This is a genomic window from Streptomyces shenzhenensis, assembly GCF_021462265.1.
In the GTDB taxonomy this organism is placed as follows: Bacteria; Actinomycetota; Actinomycetes; order Streptomycetales; family Streptomycetaceae; genus Streptomyces; species Streptomyces shenzhenensis.
Window position 1 is genome coordinate 84,965 of sequence record NZ_JAJONF010000026.1, and the last position, 26,099, is coordinate 111,063.

Genomic DNA, 26,099 nt, shown 5'->3' on the forward strand with positions numbered 1-26,099 from the left:
CGCTACCACCGCCGCCCCCGCTTCGCCTCCATCGCCGCCTTCCCCTCCGCGCCCCTCCGCTTCCAGTCCTTCTTGATCTCGGCCCTGAGCCGGGCATCGGTCTTCGCGACGATCCACTGGTTCTCCCGCATCAGCTTGCGGTAGCTCTCCAGCCGGCGGACGGGCAGCTCTCCGGTCTCCACGGCGAGGCGCACCGCGCAGCCCGGCTCGCTCTCGTGCCCGCAGTCGGAGAACCGGCAGTCCTCCGCCAGTTCCTCGATCTCGGCGAACACCTGCCCGACCCCGGTCTCGGCGTCGAACAGCCCCACACCCCGCAGTCCGGGCGTGTCGATCAGCACGCCGCCGCCCGGGAGCGCGAGGAGGTTGCGGGTGGTGGTGGTGTGCCGGCCCTTGCCGTCGACGTCCCGGGCGGCCCGGACGTCCATCACGTCCTCCCCGAGGAGCGCGTTGGCGAGGGTGGACTTGCCGGCGCCGGACTGGCCGAGCAGCACCGACGTGCCGGAGCCGACGAGGGCGACCAGCACGTCCAGGCCGTCGCCCGCTTTCGCGCTGAGAGTCAGGACCGGCACGCCCGCGGCCGTCGTCTCGACGTCCTGGACGAGGTGCGCGAGGGTCGCCGGCTCCGGCACCAGGTCGGCCTTGGTGAGGACCACGACCGGCTGCGCCTCGAACCTCGGGGCGGGTGCCGACTCGTGCAGCAGGGCCTCGCCGCTCGCACAGGACATCGCGAGCGCGAGGAACCGCTCGATCCGCCCGAGGTCCAGTTCGACCGCGAGCGACACACAGATGACGACGTGATCGATGTTGGTGGCCAGCACCTGGCCCTCGGAACGCTTGGACGACGTCGACCGCACGAAGGCGGTACGGCGCGGCAGCAGTGTCCGCACGTACAGCGGGTCGCTGCCTTCGGGGTCGACGGCGACCCAGTCTCCCGTGCACACCACCTTCATCGGGTCACGGGGGACGACGAACTCGGTGTCGGCCCGGACGGTGCCGGACGGGGTGACGACGTCGCACTGACCGCGGTCGACCCGTACGACCCGGCCGGGCAGGAGACCCTGCTCGGCGTACGGGGCGAACTCCGCTTCCCAGCCCCCGTCCCAGCCGTACGGGGCCAGCGGGTGCGACGAAGCGGAAGTGGCCGAAGAAGCCGAAGAAGAAGCCGAAAGAGAAGAGCGGTTCAAGGGAAACCCTTCACAAGGGCGGCCCCGGCCGCGCGCTCACAGGCACGCGGAAGACAGGAAGGATCAGCCGGAGGCCACGGAGGTGGAATGGACGAACTTCTGGTTGCGGGCAGCGCCCGTCACAGAGACAGCCATCGGTCACACCTCCCGTTCCGCACACGACTGAACCGCGGCGGCCGACGGCCACCGCGAGAAGCAAGTCCCACCCTAGAGAGACGCGCTCTGCGGCACCACCGAATTTCGCCGGCCCCGGCCACCCCGCAACTCCGCGGGAACGTGGTGTCCGGCGCTTACCCCCTGAGCCTGTTGATCGGGTACTCGACGCGTCCCGGCACCCGGCCCGAGTGACCGGCGGGCGTCAGGCCCGGTGGCCCGCGGGTTGCCCGTTGCCCGGCGCGAGCCCGGACTCGTCGGCATACGGGCGCAGTTCGCCGACGGACGGTGTCGTACCGGGCACGGAATGGTTGCGGCATGGGCGTGGTGCCGCCGTGGCCCCGGGGCTGGGGCAGCATGACGGCCATGAGCCGAGACCGCTACGTCGACTTCCTGCGTGCCTGGGCGATCGTGCTGGTGGTGCTGGGCCACTGGCTGATCACCGCCCTGGTCCGGGAGCCCGACGGGCGGATCATCGCCCCGGAGCTGCTGGCGGCCGTTCCCTGGACCCAGTGGCTGACCCTCGGGTTCCAGATCATGCCGCTGTTCTTCCTGGCCGGGGGCCATGCCGCGGGCGGTTCCTGGGCGCGGGCCCGGGCGGCCGGGGGCACGCCCGCGGGGTGGCTGGGGCGGCGGGCGCTGCGGCTGCTCCTTCCGGTGGGCGTCTACAGCGGTGCGGTGCTGCTCGCCGTCGGTGTCTGTACGACGGCAGGTGTGGACGCCGACACGCTGGCGCTGGTGGGCTGGGCGATGGGGATGCAGTTCTGGTTCCTCCCGGTGTACCTGCTGCTCAGCGCCCTGACGCCGCCGCTGTACGCGGCGCACCGACGCTGGGGGCCACGCGTCCCGGCGGCGCTGGGTGCCCTCGCTCTGGTGGCCGACGCGCTCGTGGCGACGGCGCACGCCCCCTGGGTCGGACTGCTCGACTACGTGCTCGTGTGGGGCGTCGCCTATCAGCTGGGCTTCTGCTGGCGCGACGGTCTGCTGACCGCTCGCCGGCTGGTGCCGCTCGCGATGGCGGCGGGCGGCGGGCTCGCCTTCGCCGCGCTCGTGGCCCTCGGGCCGTTCCCGGTCAGCCTGATCCTGGTGACCGGGCAGAGCCCCAGCAACACCGACCCGCCGTCGGCCGCGATGCTGGCCTGGGTGGTCGCCCAGGCCGGCCTCTGCCTCCTCGTCGCGCCGCCGCTGCGGCGGCTGCTGGACCGCGAGCGGGTGTGGCGCCTGGTGCGCCCCGTGGGTGCGGCGAGCATGACGCTGTACCTGTGGCACATGCTGCCGGTGCTCGCCGTCGCCGCCGCGTTCTACCTGCCCGGCCTCGCGCCCGAGCCGGCGCTCGGGTCCGCCGCGTGGTGGGCGCTGCGCGTGCCCTGGCTGCTGGTGCTCGGCGTCGTCCTGGCCTGCGTCGTGTCCGCGCTGAAGCCGTTGGACCGCGCACTGGACGTGCTGTACGGGCGGACCGTACCGAGCGGGACAGCGCCGGGCGGGGCCGCGCCGGGCGGGACCGTCCCGGACACCGGCCTGCGCCGTGCCTGGCCGCTGTGGCTCGGCCTGGCCATGAGCGTCGCCGCTCTGAGCCGGCTGGCCGTGCAGGGCTTCGCGCCGGGCGGCCGGTTCCCGGTGCTGCCCGCGCTGGGCCTGGCGCTGGGCATCGCACTGGTGCTGGTGGCGTCCCCGCGGAGGACGGCGACAGACCGGCTGGAGCGGCCCGGGGCCATTCGCGCCGCGGACCGGGTGTGAGTCTGTGCTACAGTTGACTCAGTTGCAGTTGTGGTACCCATGAACCTATGTGCGCCTGACGGGAATGTTTTCCTCCTGCAGGCGCATTATTTGTTTTTCCGGCGTCTCCGGATGGGGCCTCTGCCTACCGAAGGAGAAGGTCATGGCACAGGGAACCGTGAAGTGGTTCAACGCCGAAAAGGGTTTCGGCTTCATCCAGCAGGACGGCGGCGGCCCCGACGTCTTCGCTCACTACTCGAACATCCAGTCCCAGGGTTTCCGTGAGCTCCAGGAGGGCCAGCGGGTCTCCTTCGACGTGACGCAGGGCCAGAAGGGCCCGCAGGCGGAGAACATCGTCCCCGCCTGATCGCCGGACGCGTATCCGCTCACCGGGGTCCGCACCGTCACTGGTGCGGACCCCGGTTTGTGCTGTTTCCAGGAAGGCAGATCACCGCATGTCCCGCAGGCCCCAGAAGCCGAACAGACGCACCTCGCCGGGCCCGTCGGCCCCGCCGTCCGGGTCGGCACCGCGTGAGTTCCGGCTGCCGGAAAACACGACCCCCGCGCTTCCCGCCGTCGACGACTTCGCCGCCCTGGACATGCCCGCGGCGCTGCTGAAGACCCTGACCGCGCAGGGCGTGACCACCCCGTTCCCCATCCAGGCCGCCACGCTGCCGAACTCGCTGGCCGGCCGTGACCTGCTGGGACGCGGACGCACCGGCTCCGGCAAGACCCTCGCGTTCGGGCTGGCGCTGCTGGCCCGTACGGCCGGGCTGCGCGCCGAGCCCAGGGCGCCCCTCGCGCTCGTGCTGGTGCCCACCCGTGAGCTCGCCCAGCAGGTGACGGACGCGCTGACCCCGTACGCGACAGCGGTGAACCTCCGGGTGGCCACCGTGGTGGGCGGGCTGTCGATCACCAAGCAGGCGGCCGTCCTCCGGCGTGGCGTAGAGGTGGTCGTGGCCAGTCCCGGCAGGCTCAACGACCTGGTGGAACGCGGGGACTGCGTGCTCGGCGACGTACGCGTCACGGTGCTGGACGAAGCCGACCAGATGACCGACATGGGCTTCCTGCCGCAGATCACCAAGCTGATCGAGAAGGTACGGCCCGACGGACAGCGCCTGCTCTTCTCGGCCACCCTCGACCGCAACATCGACCGCCTGGTGCAGCGGTTCCTGACCGACCCCGTGGTGCACTCCGTGGACCCGTCGGCGGGCGCGGTCACCACCATGGAGCACCACGTGCTCCACATCCAGGACGAGACCGACAAGAAGGCCGTCACCACGCGCATCGCGGCCCGTGACGGCCGGGTCATCCTCTTCCTCGACACCAAGCGGTCCGCCGACCGGCTCGCCAAGCGGCTCCTGTCCGTCGGTGTCCGCGCGGCGGCACTGCACGGAGGCCGCTCCCAGCCGCAGCGCAATCGCACCCTGGAGCAGTTCAAGAACGGCCAGGTCACCGCGCTGGTGGCGACGAACGTCGCGGCCCGGGGCATACACATCGACGACCTGGACCTCGTCGTGAACGTCGATCCCCCCACCGACCACAAGGACTACGTCCACCGGGGCGGCCGCACGGCCCGCGCCGGCGGCTCCGGAAGCGTGGTCACACTGGTCCTGCCCGACCAGAAGCGGGACGTCACCCGGCTCATGTCGGACGCCGGCATCCGCCCCCGCACGGCCCGTGTCACCTCGGCCGACGCGGAGCTGACCACCATCACCGGCGCCCGCGAGCCCTCCGGTGTACCCATCGTCATCGAGATCCCCCAGCCGGCCACCGCGTCCCGCCCGGACCGCGAGCCCGGCGCCAAGCCCGGCAGGCGGTCCGGCCGCCGACGCCGAAACGGCGACGGCCCGGGAGCGACGACGGGTACGGCCACCGGACGGGGCACCCGCGGCTCGGGCTCCCGCGCCGCCACGGGAACAGGTGGCCAGGGAGCAGGCTCCCGCGCCACCGCCGGGCGGACGGCGGCCGACGGCACGTCCGCGGCCGGCGGACGCGGCTCCTCCCGCCGTACCGGAGCCGCCGGGACAACCGGTGGCAGTGGCGGCTCTGGCGGCGCGGGCGGTCGTGGCTCCGACCGCCGGGGCGCGGCCGGAGCGGCTGCCGGGACCGGGACTGGGAAGGACGACCGCGGTTCCCGCAGGCGGACACCGGCCGGCGGCGCCGCGGGCACCGGCGGCCGCGGCTCGGGCCGCCGGGGCGACCGCCGCACCTCGACCACCTGAGCACGGCTGAAAACGGCACGACACGCCGTCATTCCTCCGCGGCACCGTCGTGGTTGGAGGCGGCGTGACGCGACGTCATTCCCCCACGGCACCGTCGCGGCTGGTCGCGCAGTTCCCCGCGCCCCTTCGGGGCGCTGCCGTGGTTGGAGGCGGCGTGACGCGACGTCATTCCCTCGCGGCACCATCGTGGCTGGACACGGCACGACACGCCGTCGTCCCTCCGCGGCACCGTCGCGGCTGGAGGGGCATGACGCGCCGCCATTCCCCCGCAGCACCATCGTGGCTGGTCGCGCAGTTCCCCGCGCCCCTTCGGGGCGCTGCCGATCAGCAGCGGACTTCGCCCGGCGCGCCGACGGCCGGGACTCGTCGGCGGTCGACGGCGACGCGGCTGCGGGCCGTAGCGCACGTGGCGTGGAGCGCCCCGTCAGGGGGGCGGGGCTGTATCGATGTGCGGCTCCGCCGCGTGGGCGCGACCGGCCCCCACTCACCCGCACCCGGATTCCGGCCGGGCTCCCCCGCATCCGCCCCCCGGCTGAATCGCCACCCCCGCCCCCCTACGCGGCGAACGGCCCCGGCAGCTCCCCCGAGCCGCGCCGGATCAACCGGGTCGGCATGACCACGGTGCGCGGTGGGGAGACGTCGCCGTGGATCCGGGCGAACAGCAGGTGGGCCGCGCTGGTCGCGAGGGCCACCGGGTCCTGGGCGATCACCGTGACGGGCGGGGTCAGCCGGGCGGCGAGCGCGAAGTCGTCGAAGGCGACGAAGGCGAGATCGCGGGGGGCCGCGGTCAGGGCGCCGAAAGCCAGCAGTTCGTTGCCGGCGAGCAGAGCCGTCGGCGGGTCGGGCAGCGCCAGCATCCCGGTGACGGCGGCGGCCGCCTCGGGGCCGTTGCGCACACCGTCCCTGACCAGCGCCGGGTCGGCGATGATGCCCGCGGCCCCGAGCGCCGCCAGATAGCCGCGCCGGCGTTCGCCGAATGTCCAGATCTTCGGTGTGTCGCCGAGGTAGCCGATCCTGCGGTGCCCGCGTGCCACCAACTGCTGCACGGCCTCGCGCACCGCGCCGAAGTTGTCGACCACGACGGCGTCCACCTCCAGGCCGGGTGCCGCCCGGTCCACGCAGACGATCTTCGTGCCCTGCGCCTGGGCGGGACGCAGGAAGCGGTGGCTGCCGGCGGCGGGGGTGAGGATCAGGCCGTCGACGCGGCGGGCGGTGAACGCGGCGATCACCTCGCGTTCGCGGCGCAGGTCGGCGCGGCTGGAGCCGATGAGCATGACGCTGCCGCGCTGCCGGGCGACGTGCTCGGCGGCGGAGGCGACCGCGGCCATGAAGGGATCGGTCACGTCGTCGACCAACAGGCCGATGATCTGGCTCAGTTCATGGGTGCGGCGCAACTGGCGTGCCACGTCGTCGCGCTGGTAGCCGAGTTTGCGGACGGCGGCCTCCACCCGCGCCGCGGTCCGCGGGGCGACGGCCGAACCACCGTTGACGACCCGGGACACCGTCATCGTGCTCACGCCCGCTTCCGCGGCAACGTCCTTCATGGTCGGCCGGGTGGCTGCCACGCCACGTCCTCCAGCTGCGTCACGTTTGAGCGTCGACTCGTTAACGTTACCAACTCGTGTGCGTGTCAACGTCCTTGCGGACAACGGGAGATGTGGGTGCGACCAGCGCGCGCGGCGACCCGCTGCACCACCCTTGACACCCCGCTGCGGGCGCCCCAAGAATCAGCCAAGCTGTTAACGATACCAACCAGAAGGCACAACATGGCCTCTGCAAGGGAACCACTGCTCACCGCACATGGAGTGGTCAAACGTTTCGGCCACGTCCAGGCGCTCTCGGGCGCCGATTTCACGGCATACCCCGGCGAGGTCGTCGCCCTCATCGGTGACAACGGTGCCGGCAAGTCCACTCTGGTGAACGTCCTGTCGGGCGTGCTCGCCCCCGACGCCGGTGAAGTCCGCCTCGACGGCGCGCCGGTGCGGTTCTCCGGCCCGATGGACGCGCAGCGGCACGGCGTGGAGACCGTGTACCAGGACCTGTCGCTCGCTCCCGACCTGGACGCGGCGGCCAACCTCTACCTCGGCCGGGAGATCGTGCGCGGGGGGCTGCTCGGACGCATCGGCGTCCTCGACCGGCCCGCGATGCGCCGGGAGGCGGTCAAGGCCTTCGCCGAACTCGGTGTGGAACTGAAGGATGTGACGGCCGCTGTGACAACGTTGTCGGGCGGGCAGCGGCAGTCCGTCGCGGTCGCCCGTGCCGTCGCCTTCGCCCACAAGGTCATCTTCATGGACGAGCCGACCGCCGCGCTGGGCGTCGTCCAGCGCGCCCGGGTCCTGGAGACCGTCCGGCGGGTCGCCGACCAGGGCATCTGCGTCGTACTGATCAGCCACAACATGCCCGAGGTGCTGTCGGTCGCGGACCGCGTCGAGGTGCTGCGGCTGGGGCGGCGCGTCGCGTCGTACACCGCCGCCGACACGACGATCGAGGAGCTGGTCGGGGCGATGACCGGCTCGCTGGACGAGCCGAACCGGACCGGGGAAGCGGAGGGCGCGCGATGACGGCGCAGAGCGAGAAGGCCGCGGCGGCCGTGGGCGGCCGGGCCGCGGTGCCCGACTGGGTGCGCCGCGCGGCAACCCTCAACGAGCTGTGGACCTTTGTCATCCTGGTGGCGCTGGTCCTGTTCTTCACCATCGCGGCGCCGGGCAAGTTCTTCACCACGTACGACATCACCCAGATCGCCGTGAACGCGGCCATCTACCTGGTGCTCGGCGTCGGCATGACCTTCGTGATCATCACGGCCGGCATCGATCTGTCGATCGGCTCGGTGCTGGTGCTGGCCGCGGTGGCGGCGGGTGAGTACAACATCCATCACGGCGGGGCGACTTCGGGCTGGGGCACGGTGGCGTTCTGTGTCGTCATCGCGCTGGCGGTGGGCACGGCGTGGGGCGCGCTGCAGGGCGCGGTGGTGGCGACCGGCAAGGTGCCGCCGCTGATCGTGACGCTCGGCGGGCTCGGCGCGGCGCTGGGCATCGCCGAACTCGCCACCGGCGGCCAGGACCCGGCCGGGGCGGCCTCCACACATCTGCAGAACAGCCTCGGTTTCGGCAAAGTGCTCGGCATCCCCTGGATGGTGATCCTGGCGGCCGTGGTGACCGCGGTCTTCGGCGCGGTGCTGGGCGGCACCCGGTTCGGCGAGCACACCCTCGCGATCGGGTCGAACCCGACTGCCGTGCGGCGGGCGGGCATTCCGGTGGGCCGCCAGCTGGTGAAGGTGTACGGCCTGATGGGGCTGCTGGCCGGGCTCGGGGCGGTGATGTGGCTGGCCTCGTACGGCACGACGTCGATCGCCGGGCACTCCACCGACAACCTCAAGGTGATCACCGCGGTGGTCCTCGGCGGTACCAGCCTGTTCGGCGGGCGGGGTTCGGTGCTGGGCACGGTGATCGGCGTGTTCATCCCGGCGGTGCTGACCACCGGACTGATCGTGATCGGCGTCCAGCAGTACTGGCAGGACGTGGCGGTGGGCGTGGTGCTGGTGGTGGCCGTCTACATCGACCAGCTGCGCAGGAAGACCCGGGAACGCGCATGACGGGACCGCGCATGACCACTGGATCACTCATGACCACTGGATCACTCATGACCGCTGAATCGCTCGTGACGAAGGAGGACTCTGTGATGAGGAGCATTCGCAGCAGGCGCCGGTTGCTGGTCGCGGTGGGCACGGTCCTGGCCCTCGGCGCGGGGGCCTCGGCGTGCGGATCGTCGAACGACAGTGGCGGCTCGGGGAGTTCGGGCAGCGCCAAGGGCAAGAAGGTCCGGCTGATCACCGGGGTGAAGAGCGACCCCTTCTACATCACCATGACCTGTGCCGCGCAGGAGGAGGCCAAGGCCAAGGGGATGGACTTCACGGCCGACGGCTCCGCGCAGTGGGACGTCTCCGTGCAGCGGCCGCTGCTCGACTCGGTGGCCGCCTCCCGGCCCGACGGGCTGCTGATCTCGCCGGTCGACACGAGCGCGCTGACTCCGTCGCTCAAGCAGATCCAGTCGTCCGGCACCAAGGTGGCGCTGGTGGACACGACGGTGACGGACACGTCGATCGGCATCACCCGGATCTCGTCGGACAACGAGAAGGGCGGCCGGGTCGCCGCCGACGCGCTGGCCAAGCTGATGAAGGAGAAGGGCTCGGTCATCGTCATCAGCGTCAAGCCCGGTGTCTCGACCACCGACGCCCGGATCAAGGGCTTCACCGAGGAGATGGGCAAGTACCCCGGCATCAAGGTGCTGCCCACGCTCTACGACAACGACCTGCCGGCCACGGCGGCCTCCCAGATCCAGTCGACGCTCGCCGCCCACCCGGACCTCGGCGGCGTGTTCGCGGGCAACACCAACACCGGTCAGGGCATCGCCACCGGGCTGAAGCAGGCCGGCAGGCAGGGCGCGGTGAAGGTGGCCGCGTTCGACGCGGAGCCCGACGAGGTCGCCTCACTGAAGTCGGGCACCCTCCAGGTGCTGGTCGCCCAGGACCCGGCGGCGATCGGCCGGCAGGCGGTGGACCAGCTCGCCGGCGCCTTCGAGGGCAAGTCGGTGACCAAGTCGATCGGGACCGACATGGTGGCGATCACCAAGGACAACATGAACGACCCGTCGGTCAGCAAGTACTTCTACAAGTCGCAGTGCTGAGCGGAGGACCGCGGTCAGCGGGCGGGCGGACCCACCCTCTTGGGTCCGCCCGGCCGCCGGTCGTGCGGGCGGCCCGGCTCAGTTCAGCGAGCAGGAGTCGCCGTTCAGCGTGAAGGCGTACGGCGCCGAGTTCCGGCCGCTCCAGGTGCCGAGGAAGCCGAAGGACAGGGTGCCGTTCGCGGCGACCGACTGGTTGTAGCCGGCGGCGTCGGCGGTGACCAGGCCGCCGTTCTGGCTGACCGTCGCGTCCCACATCTGGGTGACCTTCTGGCCGTCCCGGAAGGACCACTGGACCCGCCAGCCCGACAGGGCCTGGCTGGTGGTGACGGTGACGGTGGACTGGAAGCCGTCGGTCCACTGGTTGACCAGGTCGTAGGAGACCTGGCAGGTGGCCGCCGCGGGGTCGGTGGGATCGGCGGAGGCGGAGGCGTGACGGCCGCCGGTGCCCGCCGTGGCCGCGGAGGTGCCCTGGGGCTCCGGGTCGGGGTTCTTGTGGTCCGGCTTCCCGGCGGTGGCCGAGGAGGAGGACGAGGGGGCCGCGGCGGCGGTGTGCGTGCCGGTCGGGTCGGCCGACGGGATGTCGGCGGTGGGGTCGGCGACCGGCTGGCGGTCGTCGTGGGAGGCGGAGGCCGCGTCGTCGCCGGAGCCGCCGCCCATCGGCATCATCGACACGCCGAGCGCCACCATCGAGATCAGCACCGCCGCGCCGAGCAGCCCGTGCCGCAGCACCTTGCCCCGGCCGCCGCCCTCCCTGGGGTCGCCGCCGTCGTTGTCGGCGGCGACCGGGCGGACCGGGCCGAGCCGCACCTCGGCGGCGCGGCGGCGCCGCTCCAGGTAGGCGAGGCCGCCCCAGCCGATGACCCCGCCGGCCAGCGCCGCGGGCAGTCCGCCGCCGTGCAGCCGCAGACAGGCGGCGGCCTCGGCGCACTGCACACACGTGGCGAGGTGCCGGGAGAGGTCCTCGGGCGTGTCGGCCGCCGAGGACCGGGTGACCGCGTCCAGCAGCCGGGCGTAGCTGCGGCACTCCGCGGCCATCGGCGTGTCGAGGTGGGCGCGGTGGCAGCGGTCCCGGAAGAGGGCGCGCACCTGCTCCAGTTCCTGGGCGGCGACGGCCGGGTCGAGGCCGAGCCGGCGCGCCACGGCGGGCAGCGGCAGCGCCTCCACCTCGGCCAGCCACAGCAGTGAGGCGTCCGCGTCCTGCATGTCACGTATGCCGCGCAGTGCGACGGGTCGCTGCAACGGCGGACCCGTATAGCGCTCCGCCTTCTCGGAGTTGAGCCAGAGGCGGAGGTCCGGGTCGAGCTTGTGCCCGAGTCCTCCGGCCTCCCAGGCGGCGGCCGTGTTGCGCACCGCGGTGAGCAGCAGCGGGATCATCGGCAGTCGGGCGGCGCGCCGTCCTGAGCCGCGGACCGGCGTGAAGTCCGCGTCACGGGCCTCGCGCATACCGAGCGTGAAAGCCTCGGTGGCCAGTTGGTTGGCCGTCAGCGAGCCGGACGTGCACAGATCGGCGTAGGAGAGCACCGCGTCCCAGCACTCGGAGAACAGCGCTGCTTCGGCGGCGTCCTGAGGGGTCGGCAGGTCGGGCATGGGTCTCCTGCATCCAAAGCGAGGTCAACTCACCGTATCGGCAACGGAGTTGGGGGGAACCTCACGGTGGGACCGAGCTTTTCACGTCACCTGCACAACTGACAAGCGGCATATTCAATACCGGTTACCGGTGGTCGCGTCACGGATCCTCCCCGTCACCCATACCACCGGTCCCCGGTGTCACGTCAACCGCTGTGCCGGCCGTCCGGAGAACACCTTCGTGCCCGTCGTGGCCCACAACTCCGGCCACTGGTACGGACAGCGACCGCGTTTCGACTCACCGTTCCGGCGGGTTTCTTGTGCCGGCCCCCGGCATCACGCCTTCGCCGGGTCCGCCGCGGGCAGACTGTCCATGAAGGAGCTGACGGAGAAGACGGCGCGGCCGGGTCCGGGCGGGCCGTAGCCGGGCGGGGAGGAGAGCCCGAAGTCCTCCATCGTCTGCCGGTAGGCCTGCAGCAGCCGGATGTGGTACTCCAGCGGGGCGCCCTGCGGGTTGGCCTTGCCGAGCGGGGTGGTCGGCTCGGGGCACCAGGTGGTGAAGCGGGGCGTGATGCCGTGCGACATGAAGAAGCGCAGCCCCTCGGTGGTCGACTCGATCGCCTCGTCGACGGTCTTGAACCCGAACGGCTCGGCCATCTCCACGCCCGCCACGAAGTTGGGGATCACGTTCCGGGCGCCGAAGATCTCGGCCGAGTCCAGGATCCGCCTGTGCCACTCGTCCCGGCCGACGTACCGCTCCTTGCCCGGGCAGTACATCTTGAAGAGGTACTCGTCCCACACCTCGTAGTTGGGGTGGTAGATCTGCACCCCGTAGTCCTTGAACCGCTGCACGTCGTCCCGCGGCAGCGCCTGGGCGACGACCTTGCCGATCCACCGCCCCGGGAACCGCTCCTCGATCGCCTTGGCGTAGTGCCCGTAGAAGTCCGCCTCGTCCCGCCCGGCGACGGTCTTGGTGATCGCACCGCCGGTCAGCGTGTAGGCGGTGGAGACCTTCGCGGTGTCGTACCGGTCGATGATCTCCAGGGCTTCGAGGACCTCCTCGACGTCCTTCACACCGGTGTACGGCCGCCCGGCCGCCTTGTGCTGGCGCCAGTTGTGGTTGATGTCGCAGTACTGGCACTCCTCCTTGGCGCCGAAGTACTGGCAGACCCGGAAGACGGTGAGGTAGATGAGGTAACCCCACTGGATGGTCGGGGCGACCTCCATCACGGACTTGCCGCTGGCGAGCTTGTGCCGGTAGTACTCCGGCATCGGCGGCACCCCGACGTCGGCGATCCGCTTCCCGTCGAGGTAGAGCCCGAGCACGCCCTCGTCGTCGGCGGCCACCCGGTACGGCGAGGTCGGGTTCACCCGCACGGACACCACGGTCCGCCGCAGGTCGTACGGCCCGCCGGTGAGGATGATCTCCTCCGGGGGCCTGCGCAGCGCCGCCTCGCCCAGTTCCGGCAGGGTGCCGTGGTCGAAGGAGAAGATGAAGTACGACTTCGGCTTGACCTCGCCAGCTGCCTCGTTGGTGGTATCGCTCAGGGCGGACGGGTCGAAGGCCACACCGCCCCGCAGCAGGTCCTCCTTGAAGACGGCTTCCCGCGGAACATGCGGAAACCTCTCCATCAGATCCTCGACCAGCGCGGTACGGCTGCCCATCCCGTGTCTCCTCCCGGCTCAGGCGTTCGGCTCCTCACGTTATGCCCCGTCGTCGGCGGAGGGGAGAGCGGGGGGCGGCTGCGGCGCGGCGCGGGCCCGGCCGAGCCGGGCCATCACGTCGTCACCGGCCTGGACGGCGGCGCCGTGGAAGTCGCTCCACGGCCACCGGATCAGCCGCCCTGCGGCGGTCGCCGGGTCGACTCCCGCAGCACCACATGCGTCCCCAGCACCAGATGCTGCCCGTCGGGCAGTTCGTCGCGGTGCAGGGCGAGGCGGACGGCGGCGCGGCCCAGTTCTTCCTGGGGTACATGGACGGTGGTGAGCGTGGGGTGGACGTCCCGGGCGACCGGGATGTCGTCGTAGCCGGCCACGGCGATGTCGTCGGGAATGCGGCGGCCGGACTCCCGCAGGGCCCGGATCACGCCGGTGGCGATCATGTCGGTGGCGGCGAGGACCGCGGTGAAACTCCGCCCGGAGGAAAGGAGTTCGCGGGTCGCCTGGTAGCCGTACGAGCGGGAGAAGACCCCGTCGAGGACGAGGCCGGGGTCGGGGGCGAGGCCGAGGAGTCCGTGGGCGCGGGTGAAGCCGGCGATGCGCTGGGCGCTGGTGGACAGGCCGGGGACCCGGCCGAGGTAGGCGATGCGGCGGTGGCCGCCGGAGAGCAGGTGGCTGGTGAGGGCGAAGGCGCCGCCCTCGTTGTCGTAGTCGACGACCGTGGCCGGGACGCCGGGGCCGAGCGGCGGGCGGCCGACGAGGACCAGCCGGGAGCCGGACCGGTCCAGGGCGTGCGCGAAGTGGGTCATGCGGTCGTGGTAGGCCTTGTCCTCAAGGGCGCCGCCCACCACGATCACCGCGTCCGCCCGCTGCTCCCGCATGGTCTCCACGACGGCGAGGACGCGCCGCGGGTCGCCGTGCGTGGTGCAGAGCATGCACAGCCGGCCCTCCGCCGAGGCCTGCTCCTCGACCCCGCGGGCGATGTGCGCGTAGAAGGGGCCGGTGACGTCGTCCACGACGACGGCGACGGTCTTGTTGGTGGCGCCGCCGAGGGCGCGGGCGTGCGCGTTGACCACGTAGTCCAGCTCGCGCATGGCTTTGAGGACCCTGGCGCGGGTGGCGGCGGCCACCGGGTAGGTGCCGCCGAGGACGCGGGAGACGGTCGACGCGGAGACGCCGGCCCGCGCGGCGACGTCCCGTACCGTCGAGGCGTCCCCGTTCGGCGCCGGCCGCGTCCGTTTCGCCACCGCTCGCTTCCCCCTTCGTCATGTGTCAGGTCACCCTACGAGACGGCCGCCCCCTGGGAGACGGCCGCGGGCACCCGGCGGACGGCCTGTCACGCGGCCCGATCGAGGGCCGACTGGTCGACGGCGTGCAGGAGGCCGTCTCCGGTCAGCAGCCGGCCGGCCTCCGCCACGACGGTGAGGCCGAGCCTCGCCACCTCGTTGCCCTGCGAGCCGGCCAGGTGCGGGGTGAGGAAGGCGCCCGGGAGGTCGAAGAGGGGGGAGCCGGCGGGCAGCGGCTCGGGGTCGGTGACGTCGAGGATCGCGGTCAGGCGGCCGGCGCGCAGCTCCTCGGTCAGGGCGTCGTGGTCGACCAGGGAGCCGCGCGCGGTGTTGATCAGCACCGATCCGGCCGGCATCAGGGCGAGTTCGCGGGCGCCGAGGAGATGCCGGGTCTCCGGGGTCTCGGGCGCGTGCACGGTGACGATGTCCGAGGTGCGCAGCAACTCGTCCAGCGGCAGCAGGGGGACGCCGAGCCGGGCGGCCTCCGCCTCGTCCACGTAGGGGTCGGCGAGGGCGACGGCCAGGTCGTGGGGGCGCAGGAGCTCCAGGAGCCGGCGGCCGATGCGGGAGGCGCCGACGATGCCGACCCGGCGGTGGAAGTTGCCGATGCCGGGGACGATGTCGCCGTACGGGAAGGTGCGGCGGGTACGCAGCAGGTCGCGGAAGGCGAAGACGTCCTTCCCGGCGAGCAGGATCATCGCGAGGGTGTACTCGGCGACCGGGAGCGCGTTGGCGGCGGCGGCCGAGGAGACGACGATGCCGCGGCGCCAGACCTCGGGTGTGGTGAAGCCCTTGACCGAGCCCGCCGCGTGCAGCACCGCCCGCAGTCTCGGCGCGGCGTCCAGCGCGGCCGCGTCCAGGACCGGGCAGCCCCAGCCGGTGACCAGGATCTCGGTGCGGGCGAGCGTGTCCCGTACCCGGGGGTCGGTGAAGTCGTGCGCCACCAGAGTGGGATCGATTTCTACGTGCTCGCGCAGCCGCGCGAGCACCTCCGGCGGAAAGATCTGCGGCACGTTCTGGGCTGTCATGGCGAACAAAGCCTGCGGACGCTCGGGCAAGGAAGTGACCTTCCGGCTCGGTGACGCGCGGATAGCAACCGGTGTCTACCGTAGGTCCCGGCAAATGAGAGGGTCAATGGACAGACACTCCCCGAAAGGGACGGACACTGACTGCCCGGCGAACGACGGACACCCCCGGAGGACGGCGGACACTCCCCGGGGGACGACAGGGATGGGACAGCAGAGATGACGGACCCGGCGCAGACGGTCACCAACTGGGCGCGCAACATCACGTACACCCCCAAGGAGTTCCATCGCCCGCACTCCCTCGACGCGCTCCGGACGCTGGTGGCCGGCAGTGCGCGGGTACGGGTGCTGGGCAGCGGGCACTCCTTCAACCGCATCGCCGACCCCGGCCCGCAGGGGGTCCTGGTCTCGATCGCCGGGCTGCCGCCGGCCGTCGAGGTGGACACCGCGGCCCGTACGGTCCGGGTCGCGGGCGGCGTCCGGTACGCCGAACTCGCCCGCGCGGTCCACGCGCACGGCCTGGCGCTGCCCAACATGGCCTCGCTGCCGCACATCTCGGTGGCCGGCTCGGTCGCCACCGGCACCCACGGCTCGGGCGTGGCCAACGGGTCGCTCGCGGCGCCCGTCCGGGAGGTGGAGCTGGTCCTCGCCGACGGCTCGACGGCGACGTTCGCGCGGGGGGACGCGGGCTTCGACGGGGCGGTGACCTCGCTGGGCGCACTGGGTGCCGTCACCGCGCTCACCCTGGACCTGGAGCCGGCGTACGACATGGCGCAGACGGTGTTCACCGAACTGCCCCTGGAGGGGCTGGACTTCGCCGCCGTGTCCGGCGCGGCCCACAGCGTGAGCCTGTTCACCGACTGGCGGGAGCCGGGCTTCCGGCAGGTGTGGGTGAAGCGGCGCACCGACCAGCCGGCCGTGGACTTCCCGTGGGCCGCGCCCGCGACCGAGGCGATGCACCCGGTGCCGGGCATGCCGGCGGGCAACTGCACGCAGCAGTTCGGGGTGCCGGGGCCCTGGCACGAGCGGCTGCCGCACTTCCGGGCGGAGTTCACGCCGAGCAGCGGGGACGAGCTGCAGACGGAGTACCTGCTGCCGAGGCCGGCGGCGCTGGACGCGCTGCACGCGGTCGACGGCATCCGGCGGACGGTGGCCCCCGTCCTGCAGACCTGCGAGGTGCGGACGGTGGCGGCCGACGAGCAGTGGCTGAGCCCCGCCCACGGCCGGGACTCGGTGGCGCTGCACTTCACCTGGGTGGACGACCTGACGGCCGTACTGCCGGTGGTGCGCCGGCTGGAGGAGGCGCTGGAGCCGTTCGGTCCGCGGCCGCACTGGGGCAAGGTCTTCGCCGTCGCGGCGGACCAGGTCCGGCGGCGGTACCCGCGCCTCGGCGACTTCCGCGCCCTGGCCCGGGACCTCGACCCGAACGGAAAGTTCACGAACCCCTTCGTGGCGGAGGTCCTGCACGACTGACGGACTTAATCCAACCCTTAAGGTAATGGCTTGTCGAAAGCGCTTCCCAGGCCATAGCGTTGCGCCGTGTGAAGCACACATCACGTGACATACGCACCGCCAACCGCTATGAGGTGCTACGGCACATCATCGCCGAGTCCCCCACCTCCCGGCAGGAGCTGGCGGCCGTCACCGGGCTGAGCCTGGCCACGGTCGCCACCCTCGTCGGGGAGCTGCTGGAACTGCGGATGATCACGGAGGTCGGCTTCGAGGACTCCGCGGGCGGCCGCCCCCGGGGCCTCGTCGCGGTCAACGCCTCGGGGGGCGCGCTGATCGGCGTCGACATCGCGGAGACCTACGTCCACGTCGAGCTGTTCGACCTCGCCCTGAACGTGCTGGCCCGCGCCGATGAGGACATGCGTCCCGGCGAGAACCGGCCGGAGCAGGTGGTGGGCCAGGTGGCCGCGGCCGTCGGCTCGGTGGTGACGCAGGCCGGCGTCGAGGGCGCGCGGGTGCTGGGCGTCGGGGTGAGCGTGCCGGGGCAGGTGGACCGGGCCACCGGCATCGCCGAGTACGCGCCCAACTGGGACTGGCACGACGTGCCGTTGCTCGACCTGCTCTCCGAGCACATCGCCTACCCGCTCCACCTGGACAACCCGCTGCGGGCGTGCGCGGTGGCCGAGCAGTGGTTCGGGGCGGCTCGCGGCCGCGGGGACACCGTGGTGGTGAACCTCGGCACCGGGGTCGGCGCCGGGCTCGCGCTGGGCGGCAGGCTGCACCGGGGGGTGAGCAACAGCGCCGGGGAGTGGGGGCACACCACGCTCGTGCTGGACGGGCGGCTGTGCCACTGCGGCAACCACGGCTGCGTCGAGACGTACGTCGGCGCCCCCGGCATCATGCTCAACCTGCGCGAACTCAGCCCGCAGAGCCCGCTGCTGCACCCCGAGGACCAGACGGCGACCATCGACGCGCTGGCCCGGGGCGTGGCGGACGGTGATCCCGTCGCGGTCAAGGTCGTCCGGGACACGGCCCGTTACATCGGCGCCGGTATCGCCAACCTGGTCAACCTGCTCAACCCCGAACTGGTCGTGCTCAGCAGCTGGGTGGCCCGCCGGCTCGGCGAGCCGCTGCTCGCGGAGGTGCGGGAGGCCGTCCGGCGGCACGCGCTCGCACGGCCGTTCGCCGCCACCGAGATCGTCCTCTCCCCCATCCCCACCGACCCGGTCTGCCTGGGCGCGGCCACGTTCGCGCTGGAGGGCGCCCTGCGGCCGGTGGGCCAGCGGGGCGGCGTCCGCGCGGGCCGCACCGCGCCCGCCTCCCGGTGATCGAACAGTCCAAATCGCCGCTCGATTAATCCATTGCCGGGCTCCTCGGCACTCTGCGACCGTCGTGGCGTATCCGCGGCCGGTCGGCCTCTCAAGCCGACCGGCCGTACGTCGTGCACGGAACGAGGGAGTACCCGGCGTGGCCGGAAACATCGAGGTCCGCGGTCTGTCCCGCACCTTCCACACCACTGTCCGGCGCCCGGGTCTCGCGGGCGCCCTGCGATCCCTGGTCAACCCTGAGCGCGTCGAGAAGCAGGCGGTCTCCGACATCTCCTTCGACGTCGCCCCGGGCGAACTCCTCGCCCTGCTCGGCCCGAACGGCGCGGGCAAGTCGACCACCATCAAGATGCTCACCGGCATCCTCACCCCGACCTCCGGCGAGGCCCGGGTCGCGGGCGTGGTGCCGTACCGGGAGCGGGAGCGCAACGCCCGGAACATCGGCGCGGTGTTCGGGCAGCGGACCCAGCTGTGGTGGGACCTGCCGGTGCGGGAGTCGTTCGCGATCCTGCGGGACATCTACGAGGTGCCGAAGGCCGAACACGCCGCGCGCCTGCGGGAGTTCGACGAACTCCTCGAACTCTCCGCCTTCTGGGACACCCGGGTCAGGCACCTCTCGCTCGGCCAGCGCGTCCGCTGCGACCTGGCCGCCGCCCTGCTCCACGATCCGCCGGTCGTCTTCCTCGACGAGCCGACCATCGGCATGGACGTGGTGGTGAAGGAGCAGGTCCGCGAGTTCCTGCGGTACCAGGTGGCCGAGCGCGGCCGTACCGTGCTGCTCACCACGCACGACATGACCGAGGTCGAGCGGCTCGCCGAGCGGGTGGTGCTGGTCAACCACGGGCGGCTGGTGCTCGACGGCACCCTGGACGAGGTCCGCCGCGACTTCGGCTCGACCTGGCAGGTGCGGGCGACGCTCGCCGACCCGCACACCCCGGTCGGGGCGCTGCCGGGCATCGCGCTGGTGAGCCATGACGGGCCCCAGGTGGTGTTCGGCCCGGACGGTCCGGCCGCGCCCACCGTCCACCAGGCGCTGAAGCTGGTCATCGAACGGTACGAGGTGACCGGTGTGGCGGTGGACGAGGCGGACCTGGAGGACGTGATGCGGGCCGCCTACGCCGAGGCCAGGGCCAGGGCCGAGGCCGCGTGATGACGACCCTGACCCATGCCTGGCGCGCCGCCCGCGTCACCCCGCTCGGCGAGCTGTACACCCCGCCCCGGGTCACCGCCGCGCTGCTGCGGCTGACCGTGCAGGTGGTGCTGGTCGCGTCCCTGTGGCACGGCCTGTACGCCCAGACCGGTACGACCGCCGGGCTCTCCCGCGACCAGGCGGTCACCTTCGCCGTGCTGGCGGTACTCGCCTCCCGGCTGCGGGAGCTGGACCAGTACGCGGCCCGGGACACGGTCGTGCAGCACATGTACTACGGCACGATCGTCTACTGGTACCTGCGCCCGCTGTCCCCGCAGCGCTACTACGCGCTGCGCGCCCTCGGCGAACAGCTCTACGGATTCGCCTGGGCGGCGACCGGATACGCGATCTGCCTGGCGGCCGGTGTCGTGGTGCCGCCCGAGTCGGCGGCCGTGGCCGCGGTCTTCGCGCTCAGCCTGCTCCTCGGGCAGTGGGTCCTGCACTACGTCATGCTGCTCATCGACCAGTTGTGCTTCTGGACGCTGCGCAACACGGCCGCCCTGCTGATCCTGATCTTCGCGCAGAACCTGATGTCCGGGGTGTACGCGCCCCTGTGGTTCTTCCCGCACTGGTTCCTGGTCCTCAGCTCCTTCCTGCCCTTCCAGGCCACGCTCAACGTGCCGCTGTCGCTGTACGTGGGCCGCATCCCGCTCTCCGACGCGGGCTTCCAGCTCGGCGTCCAGGCGGCCTGGCTGGTGGCGCTGCGCTTCCTCACCCGGTTCCTGTGGCGGCGCGCCGCCCGTCGAGTCGTCTCCCAGGGAGGCTGAGGCCATGAACGCCGTACGGATCATCTGGCGGGTCACGCAGCTCAACTTCCGTGCCCAGCTGGAGTACCGCACCGAGTTCCTGATGATGATCGCGATCGGCGCCGTCTGGCAGGTGTCGGTGATCGTGTTCGCGACCGTGCTGCTGACCCGGTTCGCCGGGATGGGCGGGTGGGACAGCTCGGACGTGCTGCTCATCCCGGCGACCCGCATGCTCGCGCACGGCCTGTTCGTGCTCTTCCTGGGCCGGGTGCACGGTCTCGGCCGGCACATCCAGGAGGGCAAGATCGACGCCTATCTGCTGCGTCCCCTGCCGGTCCACCGCCAGGTCCAGCTGGAGTTCTTCCCGACCAACGCGATCGGCGACCTGACCGTGGCGGCGGGTCTGATGGCGGGTGCGCTCGGCCGCAGCCACCTGGACTGGACGGCGGGCCGGATCACGTACCTGGTCGCCGCGGTCCTCGGCGGCATGCTCCTGGAGACCGCCCTGTTCACCGTCGTGGCCTCGGCCTCCCTGCGCTTCCCGGCCGCCGACTACTGGGGCCGGTGGCTGGAGGAACTCCTCGGCACCTTCGGCAGCTACCCCCTGAACGTCCTTCCGAGGGCGGTCGGCGGCTTCCTCACCTTCGGCCTCCCGCTCGCCTTCGTCGCCTACTTCCCGGCGGCCGTCCTCACCGGCCACGGCCACTCGACCGGCGTCCCCTACTGGCTGGCGGCGGCCTCCCCGCTCCTCGGCCTGCTCGGCTACCTGGCCGCCCGGTGGCTGTGGCGGTGGGCGCTGGGGCACTACACGGGGGTGAACGGCTGAGGTTCCCCGCGTCCGTCAGGTGCGCCCCGCGCCACGGACCGGGGTGCACAGGGCCGCTAGAGCGATCAGGGTGCAGCAGGCACCGGCCGCGGCGGCCACGGGGGCGGTGCCGTAGCGCCCGGCCGCCCAGGTGAGGACGGCGGCGCCGACCGGGGCCATCGAGTACTGGAGCGTCCAGTAGGCGGAGGTGACCCGGCCGAGGAGAGGTTCGGGAGTGATCTCCTGCCGCAGTGACATGGAGCAGGTGCCGGCCATGCCCACGCAGGCCAGGTAGACCGCGCTCAGCGCGGCCACCGCGGGTACGGTGCCCAGCCGGCCGAGCCCGGCGAAGGCGAGTCCGCACAGGGCGGTGGCGCCGATCCAGGTCGGCCCGAAGCCGAGCCGCCTGCGGAGCGGGGCGACCAGCAGCGCCCCGGTGATCGTGCCGACCGCGCCGACCGCCAGTACGGTGCCGACGGTGCCGTCGTCGTGGCCGAGGTCGTGCTTGAGGTGATAGATCACCAGGTCGTTGACGCCGAAGGTGAGGAAGCTGAAGAGGCAGAGCAGCCCGGTGAGCGAGCGCAGGACGGGATGGCGGGCGAGGTACGCGACCCCGGTGCGCAGGTCGCGCCCGAGGCTCGTGTTCTTGGGCACCCGGTCGTCCGCGGCGCGCTCGCCGAGCCGTACGAAGAGCAGGCAACTCGCCGACACCGCGTAGCTGGCCGCGTCCACGGCCACCGCGTCGGCCGGTCCCGCCCAGGCGGCGACCAGACCCGCGCCCAGCGGCCCCAGGACGCCGGCCGCGGCCGCCGTCGCGTTCAACCGCCCGTTGGCCTCGGTGAGCCGGCCGGTACCGACCAGCCCGCGGACCACGGTGACGTACCCGACGGCGAAGAGCATCCCGACCGCCTCGCACAGGGGCAGGACCACATACAGGAGCCACAGCCGCGGCCCGGCGAGCCAGACGACGGGGACCAGGCCGTAGAGGACCATTCGGACCAGGTCGCAGCCGATGAGGAGCCGGCGCCGGTCGACCCGGTCCACGATCACGCCGGCGAAGACCGCCGCCAGCACCATCGCGGCCCCGCCGACGCCGGTGAGCAGGCCCATCCGGGCCACCGAGCCGGTCGCCCGGAGCACCAGCAGGGGCAGGGCGATCAGGCTGAACGAGTCGCCGAGGACGGAGAGGGTCTGGGCGAGCCAGAAGAACGCGAAGTCCCGCTGTCTCCAGAGCGGTCGGCCACCCGCCGCGTCCCCGCGCGACGCCGCCCGCGCCACCCGCCGCACCCCGTACCCCACGGCTCCCCCTTCCGTCCTCCCGCAACTCTATGCCGCCAGGCAGACGCGCCGCGGGGCCACCCGACAGACCCCCGACCCACCGGAAAGACGCGCCCCGGGCCGCCGGACAGGGCCCGCCCTCGGGCCGCCGGACAGGGCCCGATAACCACTTGGACGCCAGAACCTGGAACCTCTAGGTTTTCCCCTAGGAATCCTAGAGAAAGGCATCACATGGCACGTGCCGGGATCACCGCCGACCGGCTCGTCGCGGCGGCGGCCGAACTGGCCGACGAGGCCGGCTTCGAGCAGGTCTCGCTGTCCGCGCTCGCCCGCCGCTTCGGCGTGCGGGACGCGAGCCTCTACTCGCACGTGCGCAACCTCCAGGACCTGCGCCACCGGCTCGCGCTGCGCGCGGGCGGCGAGATGATCGACCGGATCGCCGTCGCCGTGGCCGGGCGGTCCGGTCGGGACGCGCTGGCCGCCTACGCCGACGCCTACCGGGCGTACGCCCTCGCCCACCCCGGCCGTTACGCGGCCACCCAGATCCGCGTCGACCCCACGCTCGTCGACGCCGATGCCCCCGCCATGCGCCGCACGGTGGAGATCACCTACGGCATGCTGCGCGGCTACGGCCTGGCCGAACCCGATCTCACCGACGCCGTACGCCTGTTGCGCGCCACCTTCCACGGCTACTGCGCACTGGAGGCCTGCGGTGGCTTCAACGCCCCGCGCGACGTCCGCGCGTCCTGGGACCGGGCGATCGACGCCCTGCACATCGCACTGGAGAACTGGCCCCGCGAGGAGACCGACCACCATGTCTGACCTGCACTACGACGTCACTGGCAGCGGCCCCGTGCTGCTCGTGCTCCCCGGCGGAGCCGGGCACCCCATGGGCCTGGGACCGCTCACGGAACAGCTCGCCCCGCACTTCACGGTCGTGACGTACGACCCGCTGGGCCTCGCCCACGGCCACCTCGGGGACCCGGTCGCCGACCAGGCCGTGCCGGACTGGAGCGAGGGCGCGCACCGGGTGCTCGCGGAGGTGGCGGCGGACGGCGCGCCGGCGTACGTCTTCGGCACCAGTGCCGGTGGCATCGCCGCCCTCGACCTGCTGGCCCGCCACCCGGACCGGCTCCGGCACGTCATCGCGCACGAGCCGCCGTGCGTCACCCTGCTGCCGGACGGCGAACGCCTGCGGGCCGAGCTGATCGGGCAACTCGACGGCGGACACCGGGACCCCGGCGAACCGACCCCGTTCTCGGTCTTCCTCGCCCACGTCCTGCGCCCGTTCACCGCGTACCGCCCACCGACCGGCCTGCCCCGCCTCACCCTGGCCGCCGGCCTCGACTCACGCGGCCAGCTCCTGCACCGCACGGCCGAGTTCACCGCCGCGTACACCGGCGCCGCGTTCGCCGAGTTCCCGGGCGGCCATCTGGGAACCCTTGAACACCCCGCCACGTTCGCGGCCCGGCTCACCGAGACGCTGCTCGCGGCCGGACAGGCACCGTCCGCCCCCTCCGCACCGCCCGCGCAGTAAAACCCCGCGTCAGCGCGGAAGAGGCAACTTCTTCTGTCGGTCGGCGGCGACCGCAGCGCGCGACATCCGCACCACGCGTCACCGCCGGGCCCGTGTCCTCCGCGAGCCCGTGATCGGGGTGCTCGGGCCGGTGGGCTGCCGGCGGGCGCCTGGTAGGCCGCCGCCTGCGCGGCGACGGACCCGGACTGCGGCAGTCCGCTCAGCGGAGCGTCGCCGACCACGACCCACGCTCACGACCACGTCCCGGATCTCCCGCCTCACGCCCTGACGTGTGCCCCGTGCGCCCTTACGGTGCCGAGCGACTCCACCATCCGGCGCATGACCGCCACGGGCAGCGCCGGGTTGCGGGCGGCCGTCTCGGCGCCGCCGCCTCGCAGGAGCTGCGTCAGGAGCCCTACGGGCAGGCGCGGATGGCGGGCGGCCGCCTGCCGCACGTACTCATGAGGGTCCGCCAGCAGCCGTGCGGCGGCGACGGCGGGCAGCCGGGGGTCGGTCGCGGCACGGTGGCGAACCTCGTCGCTGGGGTCGCGGCTGAGCCGTTCCACCAGATCGGGCGTGGACTCGGGGTCGTCCAGCGCCAGCCGGCGCAGCCGCGGGCTCGGATCGTCCGCGTAGCGCAGGAGGCCGTGGCGGGGGAAGTTGGGATGGCCGCGCGGACGGTCCGGAACAGTCAGGCTGCCGGTCCACCACTGCCACACCCGCAGCAGCATCTCGGCGGGCGCGTCGTCGCAGGACTCGGCGAGGAACAGCTGTACGACCCGGTCCTCGTCGTCGGCGAGCCGGGCGACGACGTCCGGCGGCAGGTGCCGGGCGCGGGCGACGCTTCTGCGGATGAGGGGGTGGGTGGACGCGGCCAGGCGGCGCATGGCGTCGGGGTCGTCGTGGAGCGCGGTGACCCAGTCGAGCGGGTGGTAGCGGCCGACCGGATCGAAGTCGACGGGAATGCCGGCGCGTTGTTCCTCGGTGAGGTCGGCGCGGACGGACACGGACCAGCGGACGTGCGCGTCGGGGTCCTCGGCGAGCAGGGCGACCAGGCCGGGGTCGAGCCATGGGTTGCGGGCGAGGGAACGGCGCTCGTCCGCCTCCCCGTGGCGTGCCAGGTGCTCGGCGAGCGCGCGCTCCAGCCTGCAGCTCTCCAGCATCTCGCCCCCGATGCCGCCGGACTCGTACACCGACCGGGACACCGGGTGGCCGCGGTGGTGCAGTTGCAGCGCCCGCTCGCGCACCGTGCCGTGCGGGTCGGCCAGGAGCGCCGCCCGGGCCGCTGCGTCGAGATGCGGCCAGGCGGTCACGCACGCCACGGTACGCACTCCGCCGTCGGGGTCGCGGGAAAGGGTGACCGCCAGGTCGGCGGGCAGGCCCTGCAGGCGCGCGGTCTCGGAGCGCACCCGGGCCGAAGGGTCGGCGGCAAGGCTGCGGCAGGTGTCCTCCGGGAGCTCGGCCCGGCGGTCGGCGGCCAGCAGGGTGAGGATCCAGCGGTGCTTCTCGTCCTCCTCGGCCGCGATCACGCGCGCCCACTGATCGGGCGTGATGTTCGGCTGCACCTCCGCCGCGTGCTTCCTGACCTTCCAGTCCGGATGGCCCAGCAGCGTGTCCACGACGTCCGCCGGCATGGCGCTGTACATGGCGAAGTGGGACCTCTCCAGCAGCAGGGGCAGCAGGTCCTTCGGGAGGGCCGGATTGAGCGAGAGACCGCAGGCCCAAGAGCCCAGCAGTTTCTCCATGGGCCGGGGCCCCCGGAACAGCGCTTCCCAGGCCGTCGCCCGGTCCTCCTCGGTCTCCGCGGCGGCCGCCCGCGCACTCTCCTCCTGCCGCTCCCTGATCCGGTCGACGACGACCAGCCAGACCGTGTACTCCTCCGTCGTGGCCCCGACCAGTGCGTCCCCGTCCCGCGACAATGTCACGAACTCCGGTTGTCCGGGCCGCCCACCGAAGACTCCGGCGAGGTCCCAGCCGTCGGTGAGCCGGACCCGGATCCAGCCCTGACGCGGGTTGCCCTGGAAGTCGACGAGGAACACGCCGTCCCCGTCGAGCAGCCCCGCTTCGGCCGCCAGCCGGTGCCACTGCGCATTGAGTTCGGCGACGGCGTCGGGACGGTCCAGGGCGACCTCCACGGCCGGCCGGGCCTCCCACCTGATCACATGGCGCCACGCCACCGGCGGCGGCACCACGTCCTCGACGCACGGATCCCCCGCGAGCTCCAGCCCGGCCCGCCCCAGCAGTTCGACCAGTTCGTCTCTCCACCCCATGATCCGCATCATGCCCGAGGCGAC

The 26,099-nt window shown here is 72.7% G+C and carries 21 protein-coding genes; 13 read left to right on the forward strand and 8 right to left on the reverse strand.

The window, feature by feature from the left end:
• Positions 1-2: 2 nt before the first annotated feature.
• Entirely contained in the window at positions 3-1,184 is a 1,182-nt protein-coding gene (gene rsgA / locus LQ326_RS29170; RefSeq protein ID WP_234542019.1) for a ribosome small subunit-dependent GTPase A, read from the reverse strand.
• 519 nt (positions 1,185-1,703) lie between these two features.
• Between rsgA and LQ326_RS29175 the strand changes: the two genes are divergently transcribed.
• From LQ326_RS29175 to LQ326_RS29185, 3 genes are all read left to right on the forward strand, one after another.
• Positions 1,704-3,074 (forward strand): acyltransferase family protein, encoded by a 1,371-nt coding sequence (locus LQ326_RS29175; RefSeq protein ID WP_234542021.1) that lies wholly within the window; start codon positions 1,704-1,706, stop codon positions 3,072-3,074.
• 142 nt (positions 3,075-3,216) lie between these two features.
• Positions 3,217-3,420, forward strand: a complete 204-nt coding sequence (locus tag LQ326_RS29180; protein ID WP_016578941.1) for a cold-shock protein — start codon at positions 3,217-3,219, stop codon at positions 3,418-3,420.
• Positions 3,421-3,508: 88 nt separating this feature from the next.
• Positions 3,509-5,278, forward strand: coding sequence for a DEAD/DEAH box helicase (locus LQ326_RS29185; RefSeq protein ID WP_234542023.1), 1,770 nt, complete (start codon positions 3,509-3,511; stop codon positions 5,276-5,278).
• A 554-nt stretch (positions 5,279-5,832) separates the two neighbouring features.
• Here the strand turns inward: LQ326_RS29185 and LQ326_RS29190 are convergent.
• Positions 5,833-6,843, reverse strand: coding sequence for a LacI family DNA-binding transcriptional regulator (locus LQ326_RS29190; RefSeq protein ID WP_308402043.1), 1,011 nt, complete (start codon positions 6,841-6,843; stop codon positions 5,833-5,835).
• Between the two features lie 201 nt (positions 6,844-7,044).
• Here LQ326_RS29190 and LQ326_RS29195 point away from each other — a divergent pair, with 201 nt between their 5' ends.
• From LQ326_RS29195 to LQ326_RS29205, 3 genes are all read left to right on the forward strand, one after another.
• Positions 7,045-7,839, forward strand: a complete 795-nt coding sequence (locus LQ326_RS29195; protein WP_234542024.1) for an ATP-binding cassette domain-containing protein — start codon at positions 7,045-7,047, stop codon at positions 7,837-7,839.
• Positions 7,836-8,870, forward strand: coding sequence for an ABC transporter permease (locus LQ326_RS29200; RefSeq protein ID WP_234542025.1), 1,035 nt, complete (start codon positions 7,836-7,838; stop codon positions 8,868-8,870). Before LQ326_RS29195 ends, LQ326_RS29200 begins: the two co-directional genes overlap by 4 nt.
• 86 nt (positions 8,871-8,956) lie before the next feature.
• Entirely contained in the window at positions 8,957-9,961 is a 1,005-nt protein-coding gene (locus tag LQ326_RS29205; protein WP_234542028.1) for an ABC transporter substrate-binding protein, read from the forward strand.
• A 78-nt stretch (positions 9,962-10,039) separates the two neighbouring features.
• On the opposite strand, the gene LQ326_RS29210 is transcribed toward LQ326_RS29205, so the two are convergent.
• From LQ326_RS29210 to LQ326_RS29225, 4 genes are all read right to left on the reverse strand, one after another.
• On the reverse strand, positions 10,040-11,548 hold the full coding sequence (locus LQ326_RS29210; protein WP_234542029.1) for a cellulose-binding domain-containing protein: 1,509 nt from the start codon (positions 11,546-11,548) through the stop codon (positions 10,040-10,042).
• A 315-nt stretch (positions 11,549-11,863) separates the two neighbouring features.
• Positions 11,864-13,192 carry a radical SAM protein gene (locus tag LQ326_RS29215; protein WP_234542030.1) on the reverse strand — a complete coding sequence of 443 codons (1,329 nt, stop codon included), beginning with the start codon at positions 13,190-13,192 and terminating at the stop codon, positions 11,864-11,866.
• Positions 13,193-13,362: 170 nt separating this feature from the next.
• Complete coding sequence (locus LQ326_RS29220; protein ID WP_234542031.1) at positions 13,363-14,433, reverse strand: LacI family DNA-binding transcriptional regulator; 1,071 nt, start codon at positions 14,431-14,433, stop codon at positions 13,363-13,365.
• 89 nt (positions 14,434-14,522) lie between these two features.
• The gene (locus tag LQ326_RS29225; protein WP_234542033.1) at positions 14,523-15,530 is read right to left on the reverse strand and encodes a hydroxyacid dehydrogenase; all 1,008 of its coding nucleotides are present in this window, start codon (positions 15,528-15,530) and stop codon (positions 14,523-14,525) included.
• Positions 15,531-15,716: 186 nt separating this feature from the next.
• On the opposite strand from LQ326_RS29225, the gene LQ326_RS29230 reads away from it, so the two are divergent.
• The 5 genes from LQ326_RS29230 (at position 15,717) to LQ326_RS29250 (ending at position 21,032) form a co-directional block, all read left to right on the forward strand.
• On the forward strand, positions 15,717-16,970 hold the full coding sequence (locus tag LQ326_RS29230) for an FAD-binding protein (RefSeq protein ID WP_234542036.1): 1,254 nt from the start codon (positions 15,717-15,719) through the stop codon (positions 16,968-16,970).
• 68 nt (positions 16,971-17,038) lie between these two features.
• The gene (locus LQ326_RS29235) at positions 17,039-18,274 is read left to right on the forward strand and encodes an ROK family transcriptional regulator (protein ID WP_372496980.1); all 1,236 of its coding nucleotides are present in this window, start codon (positions 17,039-17,041) and stop codon (positions 18,272-18,274) included.
• Between the two features lie 139 nt (positions 18,275-18,413).
• Positions 18,414-19,421 carry an ABC transporter ATP-binding protein gene (locus LQ326_RS29240; RefSeq protein WP_181804648.1) on the forward strand — a complete coding sequence of 336 codons (1,008 nt, stop codon included), beginning with the start codon at positions 18,414-18,416 and terminating at the stop codon, positions 19,419-19,421.
• Positions 19,421-20,227, forward strand: coding sequence for an ABC transporter permease (locus LQ326_RS29245; protein ID WP_234542039.1), 807 nt, complete (start codon positions 19,421-19,423; stop codon positions 20,225-20,227). The genes LQ326_RS29240 and LQ326_RS29245 overlap by 1 nt, the downstream gene beginning before the upstream one ends.
• Before the next feature lie 4 nt (positions 20,228-20,231).
• Complete coding sequence (locus LQ326_RS29250) at positions 20,232-21,032, forward strand: ABC transporter permease (protein ID WP_234542042.1); 801 nt, start codon at positions 20,232-20,234, stop codon at positions 21,030-21,032.
• 15 nt (positions 21,033-21,047) lie between these two features.
• Here LQ326_RS29250 and LQ326_RS29255 read toward each other — a convergent pair whose 3' ends face one another.
• On the reverse strand, positions 21,048-22,310 hold the full coding sequence (locus LQ326_RS29255; protein WP_234542043.1) for an MFS transporter: 1,263 nt from the start codon (positions 22,308-22,310) through the stop codon (positions 21,048-21,050).
• 210 nt (positions 22,311-22,520) lie between these two features.
• Here LQ326_RS29255 and LQ326_RS29260 point away from each other — a divergent pair, with 210 nt between their 5' ends.
• Both LQ326_RS29260 and LQ326_RS29265 read left to right on the forward strand, forming a co-directional pair.
• Positions 22,521-23,111, forward strand: coding sequence for a TetR/AcrR family transcriptional regulator (locus tag LQ326_RS29260; protein ID WP_234542045.1), 591 nt, complete (start codon positions 22,521-22,523; stop codon positions 23,109-23,111).
• Positions 23,104-23,826 carry an alpha/beta fold hydrolase gene (locus LQ326_RS29265; protein WP_234542047.1) on the forward strand — a complete coding sequence of 241 codons (723 nt, stop codon included), beginning with the start codon at positions 23,104-23,106 and terminating at the stop codon, positions 23,824-23,826. Before LQ326_RS29260 ends, LQ326_RS29265 begins: the two co-directional genes overlap by 8 nt.
• Before the next feature lie 257 nt (positions 23,827-24,083).
• Here the strand turns inward: LQ326_RS29265 and LQ326_RS29270 are convergent, their stop codons facing one another.
• Positions 24,084-26,075, reverse strand: coding sequence for a HEAT repeat domain-containing protein (locus tag LQ326_RS29270; protein ID WP_234542048.1), 1,992 nt, complete (start codon positions 26,073-26,075; stop codon positions 24,084-24,086).
• Between the last annotated feature and the right edge of the window lie 24 nt (positions 26,076-26,099).